Source organism: Acinetobacter sp. 231_lipA (assembly GCF_058243005.1).
Window position 1 is genome coordinate 2,110,817 of sequence record NZ_JBZAYU010000001.1, and the last position, 17,534, is coordinate 2,128,350.

General features: G+C 40.7%; 15 protein-coding genes and 2 pseudogenes. 12 read left to right on the forward strand and 5 right to left on the reverse strand.

All coding sequences use genetic code 11. The features are described 5' to 3' along the window. Positions 1–11: 11 nt before the first annotated feature. From kdpB to AC4CUX_RS10340, 4 genes are all read left to right on the forward strand, one after another. Entirely contained in the window at positions 12–2,054 is a 2,043-nt protein-coding gene (gene kdpB / locus AC4CUX_RS10325; RefSeq protein WP_004281624.1) for a potassium-transporting ATPase subunit KdpB, read from the forward strand. Between the two features lie 19 nt (positions 2,055–2,073). Then, the gene (kdpC, locus tag AC4CUX_RS10330; RefSeq protein ID WP_004682291.1) at positions 2,074–2,676 is read left to right on the forward strand and encodes a potassium-transporting ATPase subunit KdpC; all 603 of its coding nucleotides are present in this window, start codon (positions 2,074–2,076) and stop codon (positions 2,674–2,676) included. A 205-nt stretch (positions 2,677–2,881) separates the two neighbouring features. Further along, on the forward strand, positions 2,882–5,530 hold the full coding sequence (locus tag AC4CUX_RS10335; RefSeq protein ID WP_419381181.1) for an ATP-binding protein: 2,649 nt from the start codon (positions 2,882–2,884) through the stop codon (positions 5,528–5,530). 27 nt (positions 5,531–5,557) lie between these two features. After that, positions 5,558–6,271, forward strand: coding sequence for a response regulator (locus AC4CUX_RS10340; protein WP_419381180.1), 714 nt, complete (start codon positions 5,558–5,560; stop codon positions 6,269–6,271). Positions 6,272–6,321: 50 nt separating this feature from the next. On the opposite strand, the pseudogene AC4CUX_RS10345 reads toward AC4CUX_RS10340, so the two are convergent. The 3 genes and pseudogenes from AC4CUX_RS10345 to AC4CUX_RS10355 form a co-directional block, all read right to left on the reverse strand. After that, positions 6,322–6,450 (reverse strand): annotated as a pseudogene (locus AC4CUX_RS10345) (IS5/IS1182 family transposase); the annotation flags it as partial. 9 nt (positions 6,451–6,459) lie between these two features. Continuing rightward, positions 6,460–6,792: a transposase gene (locus tag AC4CUX_RS10350; RefSeq protein WP_004692353.1), complete on the reverse strand. Its 333-nt coding sequence runs from the start codon at positions 6,790–6,792 to the stop codon at positions 6,460–6,462. Next, positions 6,740–7,135, reverse strand: a complete 396-nt coding sequence (locus AC4CUX_RS10355; protein WP_078388747.1) for a transposase family protein — start codon at positions 7,133–7,135, stop codon at positions 6,740–6,742. Before AC4CUX_RS10355 ends, AC4CUX_RS10350 begins: the two co-directional genes overlap by 53 nt. 250 nt (positions 7,136–7,385) lie before the next feature. Here AC4CUX_RS10355 and AC4CUX_RS10360 point away from each other — a divergent pair, with 250 nt between their 5' ends. Both AC4CUX_RS10360 and AC4CUX_RS10365 read left to right on the forward strand, forming a co-directional pair. Further along, positions 7,386–8,801 carry a glutamine synthetase family protein gene (locus AC4CUX_RS10360; protein ID WP_078388746.1) on the forward strand — a complete coding sequence of 472 codons (1,416 nt, stop codon included), beginning with the start codon at positions 7,386–7,388 and terminating at the stop codon, positions 8,799–8,801. Positions 8,802–8,811: 10 nt separating this feature from the next. Then, positions 8,812–9,027 carry a hypothetical protein gene (locus tag AC4CUX_RS10365; RefSeq protein WP_078388745.1) on the forward strand — a complete coding sequence of 72 codons (216 nt, stop codon included), beginning with the start codon at positions 8,812–8,814 and terminating at the stop codon, positions 9,025–9,027. Positions 9,028–9,072: 45 nt separating this feature from the next. Here the strand turns inward: AC4CUX_RS10365 and AC4CUX_RS10370 are convergent, their stop codons facing one another. Beyond that, complete coding sequence (locus AC4CUX_RS10370) at positions 9,073–9,852, reverse strand: TorF family putative porin (RefSeq protein WP_130804369.1); 780 nt, start codon at positions 9,850–9,852, stop codon at positions 9,073–9,075. Between the two features lie 196 nt (positions 9,853–10,048). On the opposite strand from AC4CUX_RS10370, the pseudogene AC4CUX_RS10375 reads away from it, so the two are divergent. The 5 genes and pseudogenes from AC4CUX_RS10375 to AC4CUX_RS10395 all read left to right on the forward strand — a co-directional run. Beyond that, a pseudogene (locus AC4CUX_RS10375) lies at positions 10,049–10,237 on the forward strand (hypothetical protein); the annotation flags it as partial. 243 nt (positions 10,238–10,480) lie between these two features. Beyond that, complete coding sequence (locus AC4CUX_RS10380; RefSeq protein ID WP_078388742.1) at positions 10,481–12,211, forward strand: class I SAM-dependent DNA methyltransferase; 1,731 nt, start codon at positions 10,481–10,483, stop codon at positions 12,209–12,211. Beyond that, positions 12,201–13,604, forward strand: coding sequence for an AlbA family DNA-binding domain-containing protein (locus tag AC4CUX_RS10385; RefSeq protein ID WP_078388741.1), 1,404 nt, complete (start codon positions 12,201–12,203; stop codon positions 13,602–13,604). Before AC4CUX_RS10380 ends, AC4CUX_RS10385 begins: the two co-directional genes overlap by 11 nt. Next, a complete protein-coding gene (locus AC4CUX_RS10390) occupies positions 13,601–14,980 on the forward strand; it encodes a restriction endonuclease subunit S (protein ID WP_193791549.1) in 1,380 nt (459 codons plus the stop codon). The genes AC4CUX_RS10385 and AC4CUX_RS10390 overlap by 4 nt, the downstream gene beginning before the upstream one ends. 3 nt (positions 14,981–14,983) lie before the next feature. Continuing rightward, on the forward strand, positions 14,984–15,508 hold the full coding sequence (locus tag AC4CUX_RS10395; RefSeq protein ID WP_490792391.1) for an FRG domain-containing protein: 525 nt from the start codon (positions 14,984–14,986) through the stop codon (positions 15,506–15,508). A 31-nt stretch (positions 15,509–15,539) separates the two neighbouring features. Here AC4CUX_RS10395 and AC4CUX_RS10400 read toward each other — a convergent pair. Then, positions 15,540–16,672, reverse strand: a protein-coding gene (locus AC4CUX_RS10400) for an IS3 family transposase (protein ID WP_228127453.1) whose coding sequence is annotated in 2 segments (ribosomal slippage) — positions 15,540–16,420 and positions 16,420–16,672 — 1,134 coding nt in all. Because the reading frame shifts where the segments join, the coding sequence is not laid out codon by codon here. Between the two features lie 59 nt (positions 16,673–16,731). On the opposite strand from AC4CUX_RS10400, the gene AC4CUX_RS10405 reads away from it, so the two are divergent. Next, positions 16,732–17,532, forward strand: coding sequence for a type I restriction enzyme endonuclease domain-containing protein (locus AC4CUX_RS10405; protein ID WP_490792392.1), 801 nt, complete (start codon positions 16,732–16,734; stop codon positions 17,530–17,532). Positions 17,533–17,534: the final 2 nt, after the last annotated feature.

A 17,534-nucleotide genomic window follows, 5' to 3' on the forward strand; every position in this document is an offset into this window, starting at 1 on the left:
GGGGGAGTACAATGAATCATTCAAAACACACTGTTCAAACACAGCAAAACACCATAGCTTCAACCTTATTTCAAGCTGAAGCATGGAAAAATGCTTTTATTAAACTGCTGCCGCAGCATGTGATTAAAAATCCGGTGATGGCCATCGTTTGGCTTGGGACGCTGATTACACTGGTTAGTACAATTCTAGGTCAATCTAGTTTGGTTTTTGGCTTATTGGTGACGTTGATTTTATTTGTGACGGTTCTCTTTGCCAATTATGCCGAAGCGGTTGCTGAAGCCAAAGGCCGCGGACAGGCGTCATCCCTGCGTCAAGCGCGTCAGAATTTGACGGCGCGCCGGATCCATTCTAAAGATGATATGGATGGGGTGCAGATTTCAGCGGCTGAATTGAACATGCATGACTTGATTGAAGTGCGTGCAGGGGAATTGATTCCCGCAGATGGTGAAATAATTCAGGGCTTTGCTACGATCAATGAAGCTGCAGTAACAGGTGAATCTGCGCCGGTACTCCGTGAAGCGGGCACAGATAAATCTGGGGTGATTGGCGGAACCAAAGTCTTAACCGACCGGATCATCGTGCAAGTGACCGCAGAGGCGGGAAATAGCTTTCTCGACCGAATGATTGCTTTAGTCGAAGGCTCAAACCGTCAAAAAACACCGAATGAAATTGCCTTAGGTATTTTACTGACCGTGATGACTGTGACTTTTATCATCGTCGTGGTCAGCCTGCCGTTGATTGGACATTTCCTGCATATTGAAATCAGCCCGATTTTATTGGTGGCGCTATTGGTCTGCTTGATTCCAACCACCATCGGCGGCTTATTGCCAGCTATTGGAATTGCAGGGATGAACAGAGCGCTCAAAGCCAATGTGATTGCCAAATCAGGCAAGGCGGTTGAAGTTGCAGGCGATATAGATGTTTTACTACTCGATAAAACCGGAACTATTACTTACGGTGACCGTCAGGCGACTGCTTTTTATCCCTTAACAGGAGTGACGGAGTCTGAACTTCGCCAAGCGGCGGTACTGACTTCTTTGGCCGATCCAACGCCAGAAGGTAAATCGGTGGTTGCTTTGGCCAAAGAGCAAGGTGAAAGAGTGGCCGAGCCTGAACAGGCTGAATTTATCGCTTTTAATGCGTCCACACGCATTTCAGGCCTTAACTTGGCGGATGGTCATCAAGTGCGTAAAGGCGCTATGGATGCCATTCTTAAATTCGCTTCGCAAAACCTTGAAAATCATGCCGAACTGAAAGCGCGCGTAGAACAAATAGCTTCAAAAGGGGCAACGCCGCTGGTCGTGGCTAAAGACCAGAATTTGTTGGGTGTCATTGAACTATCAGACGTGATTAAGCAAGGCATTAAAGAAAAATTTGCGCGCTTACGTGAAATGGGCATTAAAACTGTGATGGTGACCGGAGATAATCCGCTCACAGCAGCGGCCATCGCAGCAGAGGCTGGTGTGGATGATTATATCGCTGAAGCGAAACCAGAAGATAAACTCACATGCATTCGAACCGAGCAAAACAAAGGACATTTGGTAGCGATGGTCGGTGACGGTACTAATGATGCACCGGCGTTGGCCCAAGCAGATATTGGCTTAGCCATGAACTCGGGAACGCAAGCAGCCAAAGAAGCAGGCAATATGGTGGACTTAGATTCTGATCCAACCAAATTGCTATCTGTGGTTGAAATAGGCAAACAGCAGCTGATTACTCGCGGTGCATTAACCACCTTTTCCTTGGCGAATGATGTATCAAAGTATTTTGCAATTTTGCCGGCATTATTCGTCGCGGCAATTCCGCAAATGCATGTGTTAAATGTCATGCAACTAGGCAGTTCTGAAAGTGCCATCCTGTCTGCGCTGATCTTTAATGCGATCATTATTCCTCTGCTGATTCCAATTGCACTGCGCGGTGTGAAATTCAAACCTTCGACATCTACCCAATTATTGCGCCGCAACATGCTGATTTATGGTGTGGGCGGGGTGCTGCTACCGTTTATTGCCATTAAAGCGATTGATCTGCTGATCAGTCCAATCTTGGCCCTATAAATTTTTTGAGGATGACAAAGTGAATATGCAAAATCATCAATTGGCAGACTCATCATGGGGTGAGAAACTGCGCGCTTCGTTTGGAATGACCATCATTGCTCTAGGCTTATGCGGCTTTGTATATAGTGCTGCTGCAACCAGCTTAGGACAAATGCTCTTTCCAAAACAAGCCAACGGCAGCTTGATTGTCGAAAATAATCAAGTGATCGGTTCACGCTTAGTGGCACAGCCTTTTGCCCAAGTTCAATATTTCCATCCGCGTCCATCTGCCGCAAATTATGATCCTATGGCGATGGCCGGAAGCAACATGGCGAGAACCAATCCTGAACTGCAGAAAGCCATAGAGGAACGGCTGAATCGAATCGCAGCGAAGGAACAGATTGAAAAATCTAAAATTCCTGCGGATCTGGTCACCGCTTCAGGCAGCGGCATCGACCCTGAAATTAGCGTGCAATCAGCCATGATTCAAGTGAAGCGGATTGCCCATGCACGGCATATGCCTGAACAGAATATCGAAAAACTGATTCAGTCGCATACGGTTCAGCCGATTTTTGGGATTTTAGGGCAGGCACGTGTCAATGTGCTTGAATTGAATTTGGCTTTGGATCGGGGCGGGAAGTGATATGAATGGCTTGATGATTAAAATATAGTGATTGAAAGCTATTGAATAATCTGAATTAAGTTATATACGATTGTTGGGCGAGGGGATGTTCTATACCTCCGCCCAACGGTGGCATCCATATTGCCCAGCAATAGCCAAGCTGACTTTAGACGCATTTAAATGAATTTAAAAACATCTTTTAAAGCAATAAATAAAGATTACTTCTATGACTGATCCACGAACCAATAAAGCCGATGTTTTGCTGCAACATACACAGCGTTATCAGTCTGGGCGGCTGACGATTTTTTTAGGCGCAGCTCCGGGCGTGGGAAAGACCTTTGCCATGCTGGTTCGTGCGCATGAACTGGCGCTGCAGGGTATTAATATCGTCATTGGCTATGTAGAAACGCATGGCCGTAGAGAAACTGAAAATTTAATTTCTGGTTTAGATATAATTCCGCGCAAGGCTATTGAATATCAAGGGCAGCATCTGGAGGAAATGAATCTAGATGCCGTTTTGGATAAAAAGCCCAGTATTGTTTTGGTGGATGAATTTGCCCACACTAATATGCCCGGCAGCCGTCATGAAAAACGCTGGCAAGACATCAATGAATTATTAGATGCTGGTATTGATGTTTTTACCACCATGAACATTCAGCATTTGGAAAGTTTGAATGATGTGGTATATCAAATCACTGGGATTCGTGTCACTGAAACCGTGCCAGACCGGGTGTTCGAACGGATTAGAGATATCCGCTTAATTGATTTGCCTGTGAATGAGCTGTTGGAGCGCTTAAACCAAGGGAAGGTTTATGTGCCTGAGCAGGCGGAACAGGCCTTACAGCGATTTTTCAACAGCTCCAACTTAACGGCACTGCGTGAACTGGCAATGCAAACCGTTGCCAATTATGTTGATAATGATGTACGCGAAAATTTCGCCATTCAAGGGCTTGCTCAAATCCCCTTAAAAAATCATGTCTTAATTATGATTGATGGCAAAGGGCATTCTGAAGCTTTAGTTCGGACTGGATGCCGTATTGCCGAGCATCGTGCGGCAAAATGGACGGTTGTTGCTTTTTCTCATGATACGCAAATCATGAATAAACAGGAAAACTCGCAAAGCCGTGAAATTGAACGGGCTTTAAACTTAACGCGTCAAATGGGTGGAATGACAGAAGTCCTTCACGGCCAGCAACATGCTAAAACTTTATTTGATTATGTGATGGACCGCGGCATTTCAACCTTGGTTTTAGCACAAGCGGCTCCGCAAAAGTTTTCGCTGAATTTAAGGCTCAATTTGATTGATCAATTACTGCAATACCGGCCCAGTTTTGAACTCAGTATTGTGCCGATTATTGCAGAGAATAAGCATCTGTCCTTTTTCACTCAAAGGGCATTCTTGTCGCTGAGAGAAATACAGTACGTACTAGCCACCACGGTCATCAGCATTGTGATTGCAAGCTTAGGGGAAAAGTATTTAGGGATTGAAGATCTTTCGGTGATTTTTATCACCGCTGTGGTTTTTGTGGCATCAAAAACACGGATGCTGGCTGCAGCTTTTTCAGCCATCCTATTCTTTCTAGCTTATAATTTTTTCTTTATTTCCCCGCAATTTACATTTCAGATTTCTGCACATCAGGGGATTGTCACCGTGATTGCATTTTTGGGCGCGGCTTTAATTTCGAGCCGATTAGCGTCACGTTTGAAAGAGCAGGTGACTGCACTCAAAACGGCGAACAGTTATAACAGCATTATGCAGGATTTAGGGCAGAAGCTGTCCACAGCATTAGATTTGGCACAAATCAAGGAGATTGCTGAACATAGCCTGAGTAAAAATCTCAATGCAGATGTCTGGCTGTATTTCCCAGATACTGCAGCAACTCAAGCATCATCCACTATCATGAGTAATAAAGAAAAAATTTCAGCCGATTGGACATTCAAAAACCATCAACCGTCCGGTCGCTTTACCCAAACCTTGACGGAAAATGAGTGGTGGTTTTTGCCCTTATTGGCTTCCAAGCAATGCTTAGGCGTGGTGGGGTTGAAACTTAAAGATGTGCAAGCAGTAATCAATACGGAGCAAAAACAGCTCGCTGAACTCATGGTAGAGTATCTTGCGCAGGCGATTTTCCGCACCCAGCTGACCAAGGCTTTGGAAATAGCCAATGTGAATTCTGAAACGGAAAAATTGCGCTCGGCATTATTATCATCCGTATCGCACGATTTACGCTCGCCTTTGGCGTCGATGATTGGAGCAGCGGATACTTTGAGCACTTACCGCCATTCCATGAATGAAAATGATCAGGACAGCTTGCTGGAAGCGATTCATTTAGAGGGGGAACGTTTAGACCGCTATATTCAAAACCTACTGGATATGACCCGTTTAGGCCATGAAGGCTTAAGCTTGAAGCGGGACTGGATTGGAGTTGATGAACTGATCGGTTCAGCAGTGCGCCGTTTAAACCGTTATATGCCAGATGCATTGGTTGAAGTGCATGCGCCTCAAGAATCTTTGAGTTTATTTGTACATGCCGCCTTGATTGAACAGGCCATTTTTAATGTGTTGGAAAATGCCGCAAAATTTTCACCAGAGAATAAAGCTGTGATGATTGAGGTGCAGCAGGTGAATGAAAATGAGATCGAAATTACCATAACTGATAAGGGGCAGGGTATCCCGGAAGGTGAGCGGGAACGCATTTTTGACATGTTTTATACCATGCAGCGCGGTGACCGCGGGCAATATGGTACAGGCTTGGGCTTGACGATTGTGAAAGCGATTGTGGGTGCGCATATGGGGAAAATCATGGCATCATCAGGCAAGAACAATCAAGGAACATGTATCCGCATACAGCTTCCTATTCAGCAAATTACTTAAAGCATCTAGCAGCTTTTAGGTGGGAAAATGCCAGAACAGAATGAATCAGCCAGCTCCATGACCAATGTCTTGATTATTGATGATGAAAATCAGATTCGAAAATTCTTGGATATAGCACTCAGAGCGCAAGGCTATAAAACGCTTTTGGCTGAAAATGGCCAAAAGGGTTTGGAACTCCTAGCTTTGCAAGGCGCAGATTTAGTGATCCTCGATTTGGGTTTGCCAGATTTGGATGGTTATGAGGTTTTGTCTGAGCTTCGCACATGGTCGCACGTTCCAGTGATAGTGCTGTCTGTGCGGGCAAATGAAGAAGAAAAAGTGAAGCTTCTGGATGCTGGCGCAAATGATTATGTGACCAAGCCGTTTAGTGTTCAGGAGCTGATGGCGCGCATTCGTGTACTGCTTAGGCAGCATCAGCATAGTACTGTTGATACTGTAATTTTTGATGATGGCGTATTAAAAATCGATTTTTCCAAACGGCAGGTTTTTTTAAATCAACAATTGCTCTCCTTAACACGCAAAGAATATCAGCTGCTGAATTTATTGGCGAAAAATAAAGGCCAATTGATTACTCAGCCGCAAATATTGAAAGAGCTGTGGGGGCCAACGCACCAAGAAGATACGCATTATTTACGGATTCTGGTGGCTAAATTAAGAGTGAAGTTAAATGATAATGCTGTGCAGCCTAAATATATTATTACTGAACCGGGAGTGGGTTTGCGATTTTTGAAGATTTATTAATATTAAATATGCCATTTATTTTACATGAGTAATTAGACCTCTTTCATAAATCATTTTTTGCTCAGTTCCAAGTTGTAGATTCCAGCGATTAAATTGAATCTCAAACTAAGCCTTTTACATCTATTTCGATAACGCTCAGCAAGGATTTTGAAGGTTTTCAGGTTGCCAAATACATGCTCAATTCCGATTCATCTTTTATTGATTTCTTGATTATAGATTTTCAATTCAGGATCCAATTTACAGTGTCTTTTGGCTTTTAATGGCAACAGGCTATTCGGATACAACACATAAATCCGCTGATAGCCTTTATCTGCCAGGATAAAAGCCCCAAAAGGAATCTGGTTTAAATTGCGTTTGAACAACTCGAAATCATGCACTGCCCCGCGACTGGCACATAAACTCAGAATTTGCTGAGTTTTGTAGTGAATCATGGCTTGTACTTTAAAGGTATGGGTCTTTTTTTTGCCGCTATAGCTTTTCTTCTGTTTTTTTAGGCCTTTGGATTGGAATTTCCGTGGCATCCACGATCACAACATTCCAGTCGATGCCTTCGCCCTCGGGTAAATCTTTGGGTAAATTAAACAGATTGGACCGAAGCAGGCAGTCTTCAACATGACGGACAATTCTTGAGGCTGTGGGCTCTGAAACCCCGTAACTCGTCGCAACGTGAAATAAGGTTCGGTATTCCCGCCAATAGCTCAGACAGAGCAGAACCTGATCCTCCAGGCTTAACTTGGGCGGTCTGTCTTTGGCAGAGACATGCTTCTGCAATTGCTCAACCATCAAATAGAAAGTTGACCATGAGATGCCTGTGTATCGCTTGAACTGAGGATCAGAAAGCTTGTTTGAATCGATGTATTTCATCCGCAGATTATGCACGAATGCTAAGAAATCCGGAGTGCAAATATTAACCAAAAAGAAGATCGTTTTTTGATTTATGAAAGAGATCTATTGTTATTTTTATGTTTTAACTTATTTTAAATTAGCTTTTTCGTGGTTTTAATAGTTTAAAAAATAATCATATTAGTTGGGTGCTTTTTTACGGTTTATTTACGTTACATTCGGTAGAACTTGTTTTATTTTGATCATTGTTAATATTTAACAGGACAAAATAATGAGTAATTTACTCATGGCTAGACATAATATAGCTGACGAAGAAGCGGTCCCTGAATCCATGCCATCTGCGCGTCAATGCTGCGATATTGAAGATATTCTATTTTCAGAAGAAATCGAAAACTATCTGCAGCGCTATCCCAATACCCGTCATGTTGAGATTTGCCTGCACGATCTGAATGGTCATGTCCGCGGCAAGCGCATAGATATTGTCGGTCTAAAAAATATTGCACAAGGCTGTTATTTCCCAATGTCTATTTATGCCATGAGTCTTGATGGAGAAGTGATTGAAGAATCGGGTTTAGGAAAATCGATCGGTGAGCCGGATTATTTATGTAAACCTATATTGGGAAGCCTGCAGCCCTGCGCTTTAAATCCAGAGTCCAATGCACAGTTATTCCTAACCATGAAAGATGACAATCATCAAGATTGCGAAGTTGAACCGCGCAATATTTTAAAAAAAAGTTTAAGAGCGCTGCATGATCAAAACTTTTATCCTTGCATGGCCGCAGAATTGGAGTTTTATTTATTTGACAGCAATGAAAAATCTGGCTCCAATCAGATTTATTTAAATCAATGTTTTGATGTGAATGCGCAAGATAAATATCAAGACGTTCTGGATGAAATTGAACGGATTGCCCTTTTGCAGGGGATTCAGATTACAGGCTTAGTCTCGGAATCATCTTCCGGACAATACGAAATTAATATTCAGCATAGCGGTGATATTTTGAAGCTATGCGATCAGATCATGATGCTAAAGCGCACCATTAAGCAAGTCGCTGTAGAACATGGGTTACATGCAAGCTTTTTGGCTAAGCCTGATCTGAATAAAGCGGGCAGCGGCATGCACTTTCACATGAGTTTGTTAAATCAAGACCAGCAGAATATTTTCAGCATGAAGCAGAATCCTTTACCGTCACGGCAATTATTAAAGGCGATCAGCGGGCTGATAGTCTTGCTGCCGCCGTCCATGGCCGTGCTTGCCCCGAATGTAAACTCATTCCGCCGGTTTAAAGCTGGAAACCATGTGCCCTTAGAAGCTAATTGGGGCGTGAATAACCGCAATGTGGCCATTCGCATACCACGTTCGGACAATGAAAATCAACGCTTGGAATATCGTGTTGCAGGTGCGGATTGCAATCCTTATTTAACTGCAGCCCTGATTTTGATCGGCACACTGCATGGGTTGACACAGAATCTGGAAATTCCACAGCAAGCCACTCACATAAAAAATAAAGATCAGCTGCTCTTTTTAAGTACAAATCAGCCGGATGCTTTAGCGCTTTTTCACAGTAATTCGGTTTTGCAAAAACATCTCGGCAAAAGATTTATGGAATTATGGTGTGCTGTTAAATGTGCGGAGTATCAGCATATGTATAGCCAAATCACTTTAATGGAACAGCATTGGGATATTTAGCTACATAAAAATGTATAACACGATAAATAATGAAGATGATGCTAAAAATCAGAAGCTCAATGAAGAATTATATTTGAAGTATAGTTTACAGGAAATTGATTCTGAAATTTTAGTAAAGAAATACCAGCATGCGTCAAAAAATATGAAAAAAATAATTCATGCTATTTTAAAAGAAAGAGGTTTTAATCGAAGTGAGGTAGAGTATTTATTGAATTCAATCAAGTAAAATGATTATGCCAATAGTATTATTGATACTATTGGCATTAGACTTTTAAAAAGATTTAGTCAGGGTAAATACGGCTTCAGTTTTTACCCCTTTTTTATTTTGATTTGTAAAGTCTTTGGTTTTTAAATTACTACCAACTGCTGCTAATTCTACATTTATTCCCATTGGGTTATAGCGGTAAGTTGCACCAATTTTCCAATCAAAAAAATGGTCTTCTGCTTCAGAACCATAAATGTCCTGATTTGCTTTAGAATAGCCTAAGCTAACATTTGTGCCAAAATTAGTTTGGGCAATCGGTGTAGTATATAAGACATTAAAATACCAATTTGAGATATCTTTACCTGTACTGTCACTTGCAGCTTTGCCGCCATAGTTATCGGTATAGCTTATGCTTGGTGTGAAGCTATCGTTCTGATGCAGCAACGCATTAAAGATCATTTTGAAATAATATTCATTATAATTTAAATCGCTGTTATCGATGTAATTGTAGCGCAGGATGCCAAGATCGACTGCAGGATGGATTGAACCTAGCGCGATTGGCGCTGTATAGCCCATCTGGGGATCCAGTTCTAAATGCGCTTCGTCATCAAAATCAACATTCGATGCAAATGCAGCAAGATAAAAGCCAGAAGCGTGGCTTAAAACAAAGTTTGCCTGTAAGGCTGGGTCATTCTGGGTTTGCGTTTGGCCGCGCCATCGGTACTCGCTGGCTAATGATACATTACCTGAAAAGCTTAATGCGGGAGAGCTTTCATCTCCAGTAGCAAAAGCATAACTTGAATAGAGCGGTATAAGGCTAAAAAGTAGATGGTATAATTTTTTCATAACATTTTAAATTAGTAGTCAGTGAAGTAATGTATGTTATGGATTAATTTATTGATTTATAATAAAAATATCGTAAATTTTGCGTAAAATAAGTATAAAATTTAAGATGAATATTTTTTAAAGTCGCAGATTCAAATCCCAAGTGCAACACATTTGTAGTTAGTTGAAAAAGTTAGGTGTATTCATAGAATCATTAGACTTTACCGCAAGGAAGGGTTTTGCCAATGCACGGTTTGAAACGGATATAGAGGAAGGGTTGGATGTGCTGGAGGAATACTACCCTGAACAAGAACAAAACCGTACGGTGGAGCAACAAGCTTCGCCTGAAGGGTTTGTGCAGGGTATTCAGCAGGGGTTGCAGCGATCAGTCAGACCCGTCAATTAATCGATTGGTTGGAAAAGAGCAACTTTCTAGGTTGCTCTTTTTTTTTACGACATTATAAGACGTAGCAGTTGTTAAAGGACTATTTTAGCTAAAGTTATCCCGTTAAAATGACAGGACTTTATTAATCTCTATTTTTTTTGTTAAGTGCATGACTTTTAATAGGTCATTGATATGCTAACTTAGCAACATTGTTTAACATTAAGTATAAAACCAAAGCGGTTGATCTTGGATTGAGGAAATAAAATGCATTCATTGGAACAAAAGTTTCTAAATGACTTAGATGACAAGCTTTGGAAAGCCGCCGATAAATTACGCAGCAGTCTGGATGCCGCTAACTACAAGCATATTGTTTTAGGACTGATTTTCTTAAAGTACGTATCAGATGCTTTTGATGAACGGCAATCTGAACTCAAAGAATTGTTTGCACAAAAAGACGATCACAACATCTATTACATGCCGCGTGATCAGTACGACAGCGAAGAAGAATACCAACAGTCTATTGCTGATGAACTAGAAATACTGGATTACTACCAAGAAAAAAACGTATTTTGGGTGCCAAAAGCAGGCCGCTGGTCAAATATCCGTGATGCAGCCGCTTTACCAATTGGCTCAACCATTTGGCAGGATGAACAAGGTACAGATGTCAAACTGCGTTCTGTATCCTGGCTGATTGACAATGCCTTTGATGCAATTGAAAAAGCCAATCCAAAGCTTAAGGGTATTCTTAATCGTATTGGACAGTATCAGCTGGACAATGACAAGTTACTTGATCTGATCAATACTTTTTCTGACACCAGTTTTACTAATCCAGAATATAACGGTGAGCAACTCAGTCTGCACAGTAAAGATATTCTTGGGCACGTCTACGAATACTTTTTAGGACAGTTTGCTTTGGCTGAAGGCAAGCAAGGTGGGCAGTACTACACGCCTAAAAGTATCGTCACCTTAATCGTTGAAATGTTGCAGCCTTATAAAGGTCGTGTGTATGACCCTGCAATGGGTTCAGGTGGATTCTTTGTATCCAGTGAAAAGTTCATTGAACAACATGCACAGGAAAAGCGTTACAAAGCGTCTGAACAGAAAAAGCATATTTCCATCTATGGTCAGGAGAGCAACCCGACCACATGGAAACTGGCAGCCATGAACATGGCGATTCGCGGGATTGATTTTAATTTCGGTAAAAAGAATGCAGACAGCTTTTTAGAGGATCAGCATCCAGACTTGCGTGCCGATTTTGTCATGGCTAACCCACCTTTTAACATCAAGGATTGGTGGCATGCTTCTTTAGAAAATGATGTGCGTTGGAAATACGGCACGCCACCGCAAGGTAATGCCAACTTTGCTTGGATGCAGCACATGCTGCACCATCTATCACCTACGGGCAGTATGGCATTGTTACTTGCCAATGGTTCGATGAGTTCCAATACCAACAATGAAGGTGAGATCCGTAAGAACCTGATCGAAGCCGATCTGGTGGAATGTATTGTCGCATTACCAGGACAACTGTTCACCAACACGCAAATTCCAGCCTGTATCTGGTTTCTAACCAAGGACAAAAAGAATGGCTTGTCTTTAGATAAAAAGAAAGCCAATCGTGAAGGCAAGACTCTGTTCATCGATGCCCGTAATTTGGGCTATATGAAAGATCGCGTACTGCGTGACTTTACCGATGCAGATATTGCTAAAATCACCAATGCTTTACATGCTTGGCAACAAGGCGAAAATTTTGAAGGCGAAGCGTATCAAGATGAGAAAGGTTTTTGCTTCTCTGCTGAGTTAAAAGATATACAAAAGCACGACTATGTATTGACTCCAGGACGTTATGTGGGTGCAGTCGAGCAGGAAGATGATGGCGAGCCATTCGCTGAGAAAATGCTGCGTTTGACTGCTCAGCTCAAAGAACAATTTGCTGAAAGTGCTGTCTTGGAAAGTGAGATTAAAAAGAATCTAAAAGGCTTGGGTTATGAGTTCTGATCATCCTTTATTGCAAGAAATTCAGAAGGGTGAAAGTCAAACCCTTGAATTTAAAGAGCAGTTACCGAAAGGGCAACAGGTCGCAAAGACCCTGATTGCTTTTGCCAATACCAGTGGTGGTAAATTGGTAGTGGGTGTAAGTGATGATCGCCAACTCGTAGGTATTCAAGATGATATTTTTGAGTTGCAAGATCAGATCACTTCGATGATTAATGAACTGTGTATGCCAAACATTCTGCCGTATATCTATATCGAGAATATCCAAGGCATAGAGTTGCTGGTGATTGAAGTGAGCCGTGGTTCGTTATTGCCTTATTATCTCAAGCCGCAAGGTAAGGCACAGGGAACCTATATCCGTTTGGGTGCAAGTAATCGTGTGGCATCGCCTGAGTATATTCAGCAACTCGAATTGCAGCGTCTGAACCAGACTTTTGATGAGCAGCCGAATCCGCAATACAGTTTAGATGATATTGATTTACAGCCGTTGCAGAAAGCCTTTGCTGAGGTGGGTAAAGAGCTGTCTTTGCAGAAAATGCGGAATCTCAAATTGATCATTCAGCAGAATGGACAGGATTATCCTAGTCATGGGTTACTCATTTTGTTGGGGCTTTATGAGCAGGTTGAGATCAAATGTAGCCGCTTTAAAGGCACGACCATGACGGTGTTTTTGGACAAAAAAGAATATCGTGGAGACCTATTTAGCCAGTTGAAGCAAACCGAGCAATTCATTAAAAACCATTTGCATCTACGGGCGGAGATTTTAGGGTTACAACGTACAGAAAGTTATGAAATCCCCATTCCTGCAATTCGTGAAGCCTTGGTGAATGCAGTGTTGCATCGTGACTATAGCAATGCAGGGCGTGATATCAAGGTTGGCATTTATGATGACATCCTGAATATTGTATCCCCGGGTGGCTTGCCCAATGGTCTGACTGAAGAAGATTTGGCTCAAGGTCGTTCTGAGATCCGTAACCGTGTTTTGGCGCGTGTGTTTAAAGAGCTGGGTTATATCGAGCAGTGGGGCAGTGGTATTGCGCGGATCAAAGATCTTTGTTTGAAGGCAGGCAATGTCGAACCTCAACTGAAAGCCCAAGGAGATTTTGTCGATTGGGAGTTTTACCGTCCTTCGACTGAGCAAGCAGGTGGCTCAATCGGTGGCTCAATTGGTGGCTCAATCCAAGAAGATATGTTGACAGATCGGCACAAAGAGATTTTAGTTTTAATTCAACAGAACCCAAAAGTTTCCTATCGTTCTATGGCAGAGCAGCTTGGTATTAATGATTCAGCAGTGAAAAAGCATCTGAATCATTTAAAAGATGCAGGCTGGCTTGAACGTGTTGGTGGAACTCGTGGCTGTTGGGTGATTAAGAAAGAATTTGGGGGTGGAATGTGAATAATGAGAAAATCACTTTGGCAGATGCATTAGAATTTGTTGTAGATAATAGGGGTAAAACTGTACCTACAACAGAAAAAGGATTTCCATTAATCGCTACTAACTGTATCAGTAATGATAATCTCTATCCAAGCTTTTTAAATGTTAGATATGTATCAACTGATACTTATAATAACTGGTTTAGATCGCATCCATTACCTGACGATATTATTATCACAAATAAAGGTAGTCAAAATGGTGCTGTATGTTTTGTTCCAAATCCAGTAACTTTTTGCATTGCACAAGATATGGTTGCGCTAAGAGCAAAAAGAGATTTAATTTATCCTAAATTTCTTTTCGCGGCTTTACGCTCGCAAGAGGTTCAAAACCAAATTAAAAATTTAAATGTAGATGGTGTTATTCCTCACTTTAAAAAGGCTGATTTTAATAAACTAAAATTACCTAATCCTTGCTATAAAAATCAAAAAATTATTGGTGATTTTTACTTTAATTTCTGTGAAAAAATTAATCTAAATAACCAAATTAACCAAACTTTGGAATCTATTGCCCAAGCCCTATTTAAAAGCTGGTTTATCGACTTTGACCCTGTCCGTGCCAAAATTGCAGCTAAGCAGGAAGGCAAAGATCCTGAACTTACTGCTATGTGTGCCATTAGCGGTAAAAGTGAAGTGGAACTTCAGCAAATGACTGAAGATGATTTGGCTGAATTGCGAGCAACTGCTTCGCTATTTCCTGATGAGTTGATGGAAAGTGAGTTAGGGGAAGTGCCGAAGGGGTGGTTTAAAACAGATTTAAGTATTCTTGCTGATTTGAATGTTCAATCTTGGACTAAGAAAAATTGCCCTGAAAAAGTAACTTATGTAGATTTATCAAATACAAAATGGGGGACTATTCAGCAAACGGAAGAATTTATTTTTGAAAAAGCACCGAGTCGAGCAAGACGTGTATTGAAAATAGGGGATACAATTTTTGGTACAGTTCGACCTGCAAATGGTTCTTATGCTTTTATTCAACGAGAAAATTTAACAGGTAGTACAGGTTTTGCTGTTCTTTCGCCTAAGCATAAAAATTATGCTGAATTTATTTATATTGTGGCAACTGATAAAGAAAATATTAAGCGTTTAGCTCATTTGGCTGATGGTGGGGCTTATCCTGCCGTGAGTTATGATACTGTTTTAAATACACCTTGTATTTTACCTATCGAAAATAAAGATGGAATTTTGAATTTATTCCATAAAAATGTAAAAGAGTTTTACCTTCTTTCGGCGAGTAAGTTTGAAGAAAATAATATTCTAGCAAGTATAAGAGATACGTTATTACCTAAATTATTGTCGGGTGAAATTGATGTGTCTTTATTAAATAGAGCGCAGGTTTAATTTATGACTCAATATGAACAACATGATTGGGACCGAATTCCTGTATGGAATAAAGAAAGCTTAAAAGACAGTTTCATTTTAATGAATGACCAAATTAATGGTCGCATTCCTGTTACAAAGTTAGAGCACTGGAATCAATTTACTTCATTTTTAGATACTGACTTTTGTAATCGTAAAACAGTTGAGCTAGTTTTCCGTGGGCATAGACGTTATGACTGGGGGCTAACACCAACTTTAGCTCGGTTTAATGAACAAAATACAATTGATAAAAAGTTGGCTGAGGCGCAGTTGAAACTTTTTCGTAAAGCTATACGTGGCAGAATTTCTGATCACTCTTTGTTTAATAGTGGTGATAAGCGAGAGGATGATGAGTTGTGGGCAATTGGTCAACATTATGGATTAAAAACGCCATTGTTAGATTGGACATATTCACCTTACGTCGCTTTATTTTTTGCTTTTGCTAAGGCAGATGAAGCTGAGGAAACAGATAATCCCTATAGAGGTGGTCCCACATGTTTGAACAACTAAAAGCTTATTTATAAGTGATACTCTGCTCTAGTTAAGCTACCTTATTTTGTTGTGGTAGCTGGTCATAGTAAAACTCATCTGGAGTCATTTTGTCCAGACTCGAATGAGGTCGTTTCAAATTATAAAATTCAAAATATGCGTTTAATTGCTTCTTCGCATCCAAAACATTGCTGTAGGCTTTGAGATACACCTCTTCATATTTAACGCTCCGCCATAATCGTTCAACCATCACATTATCAACCCATCGACCTTTACCATCCATACTGATTTGAATGCCATTTGATTTCAATACATCAATAAATGCATCACTGGTAAACTGACTGCCTTGGTCTGTATTAAATATTTCAGGTCGACCATATTTTTCAATAGCTTCATTTAATGTTTCTATGCAAAATGTAACCTCCATACTAATCGATACTCTATGCGCAAGTACCTTGCGGCTATGCCAATCAATCACAGCACATAAATAAACAAAGCCTTTTGCCATAGGGATATACGTTATATCCGTAGACCACACTTGATTACTGCGCTGAATAGCCAATCCTTTGAGCAGATATGGATATTTACGGTGAGCTTGATTGGCCTGACTTAGATTTGGTTTACGATATAACGCATTAATGCCCATTTTCTTCATTAAAGTACGTGTATGACGTCGTCCTATATGATGTCCTTGACGATTCAACAAATCACGCATCATACGGCTACCTGCAAAAGGGTATTGCATATGTAACTCATCCATACAGCGCATCAGCTTCAGATCTGATTCACTCACAGGTTTTGGGCGATAGTAATAACAACCACGGGAGACTTTCAGCAGCTTAGCTTGCTTAGATACTGAAATCTGAAGTGAGTCATCGATTAACTTTTGTGGTTGAAGCGGCCCAGTTTCTTCAACACACCTTCTAAAAAATCAATTTCTAATGCCTGCTCACCGATTTTTGCATGTAGTTTTTTTAGATCGATGGGTGGTTCTGTTGGAGCTTTTGATTGATCGAAAGCTTGCGAGGAAGCTGAAATCAGTTGATTTTTCCAGTCGATAATTTGGTTTTGATGAACATCAAATTCAGCACTCAATTCAGCAAGTGTTTTTTCTGCTTTAATCGCAGCAAGTGCTACCTTAGCTTTAAAATCATTTGAATGATTTCTTCTTGGTCTACGTGCCATAAAATACTCCATATATTGATGTTTATAACATCATTTGGGGAGCAAAATATCACTTATAAGTGTTGTTCAAATTTCCTGATCCACCTCTCTATAGAGCCATTTATATTCTAAACAAAACGGCTATCTCAGATGATGAGTACTTTAATGATATTCGAGTGCTAGAACCTCGAAAAGATGATCATGGACGTTTGGTCAATCAAGCGGGACTTTTTATTTTTTCACCCAATGATCTCACGATTGAAAATAAATTGATCGAAGTTCTTGGAAGCGAAGAGTATCCAGATGCAGAACTAAGGAATGCTTCACAAGATGAGGGGGAAGAGCCTGCTATTTTAGCTAAGTATATTTGTAAAGTCTTTATCAAGAATGTTCAGCAAAAAGAATGCTTAAAGTTTTTGAGACGTATGAATGTTCATCATGCAAGTTTGTTTCCTGATCTTATTGGTGCTGCAGATTATTCAAATATTCTAATTGAAGAGTGGGAGCAAAATAGAAAGGATAAAGAAGCTATTATCTTACAACCTGAACCAATAATTATTGCCCCACCAAGTATCGATACTGAGATTGTTGTACCTAAGCCAAGTCTTGAGTCACAGGATGTGGCACCGATCCTTGAATTATTGATTAATTCTTTACAGCAAGAAGAAACTTTAGAAAAGGATTTAATAAATAGGATTGCTTCCGAGATAGTAAAAATCATTACAGAGTATAAAGAAGTTGATTTTGAAGAAAGAGATGATCTTGCCTTAGAGTTGCAAGCAAAGCTCCGTTTAGTTTTGAGGAGGTTGAACTATCCTGAAACTCATAGGGAAGTAGTTATTGATAATATTTTTGATTTTGTGATACAGGGGGAATCTTAACC

What these genes read in the sequence shown, in the direction of transcription:
- kdpB (WP_004281624.1), top strand. Translation starts at nt 12, where the DNA reads ATGAATCATTCAAAACACACTGTTCAAACACAGCAAAACACCATAGCT.
- AC4CUX_RS10335 (WP_419381181.1), top strand. Translation starts at nt 2,882, where the DNA reads ATGACTGATCCACGAACCAATAAAGCCGATGTTTTGCTGCAACATACA.
- AC4CUX_RS10340 (WP_419381180.1), top strand. Translation starts at nt 5,558, where the DNA reads ATGCCAGAACAGAATGAATCAGCCAGCTCCATGACCAATGTCTTGATT.
- AC4CUX_RS10350 (WP_004692353.1), bottom strand. Translation starts at nt 6,792, where the DNA reads ATGCCACGGAAATTCCAATCCAAAGGCCTAAAAAAACAGAAGAAAAGC.
- AC4CUX_RS10355 (WP_078388747.1), bottom strand. Translation starts at nt 7,135, where the DNA reads ATGAAATACATCGATTCAAACAAGCTTTCTGATCCTCAGTTCAAGCGA.
- AC4CUX_RS10360 (WP_078388746.1), top strand. Translation starts at nt 7,386, where the DNA reads ATGAGTAATTTACTCATGGCTAGACATAATATAGCTGACGAAGAAGCG.
- AC4CUX_RS10365 (WP_078388745.1), top strand. Translation starts at nt 8,812, where the DNA reads ATGTATAACACGATAAATAATGAAGATGATGCTAAAAATCAGAAGCTC.
- AC4CUX_RS10370 (WP_130804369.1), bottom strand. Translation starts at nt 9,852, where the DNA reads ATGAAAAAATTATACCATCTACTTTTTAGCCTTATACCGCTCTATTCA.
- AC4CUX_RS10380 (WP_078388742.1), top strand. Translation starts at nt 10,481, where the DNA reads ATGCATTCATTGGAACAAAAGTTTCTAAATGACTTAGATGACAAGCTT.
- AC4CUX_RS10385 (WP_078388741.1), top strand. Translation starts at nt 12,201, where the DNA reads ATGAGTTCTGATCATCCTTTATTGCAAGAAATTCAGAAGGGTGAAAGT.
- AC4CUX_RS10395 (WP_490792391.1), top strand. Translation starts at nt 14,984, where the DNA reads ATGACTCAATATGAACAACATGATTGGGACCGAATTCCTGTATGGAAT.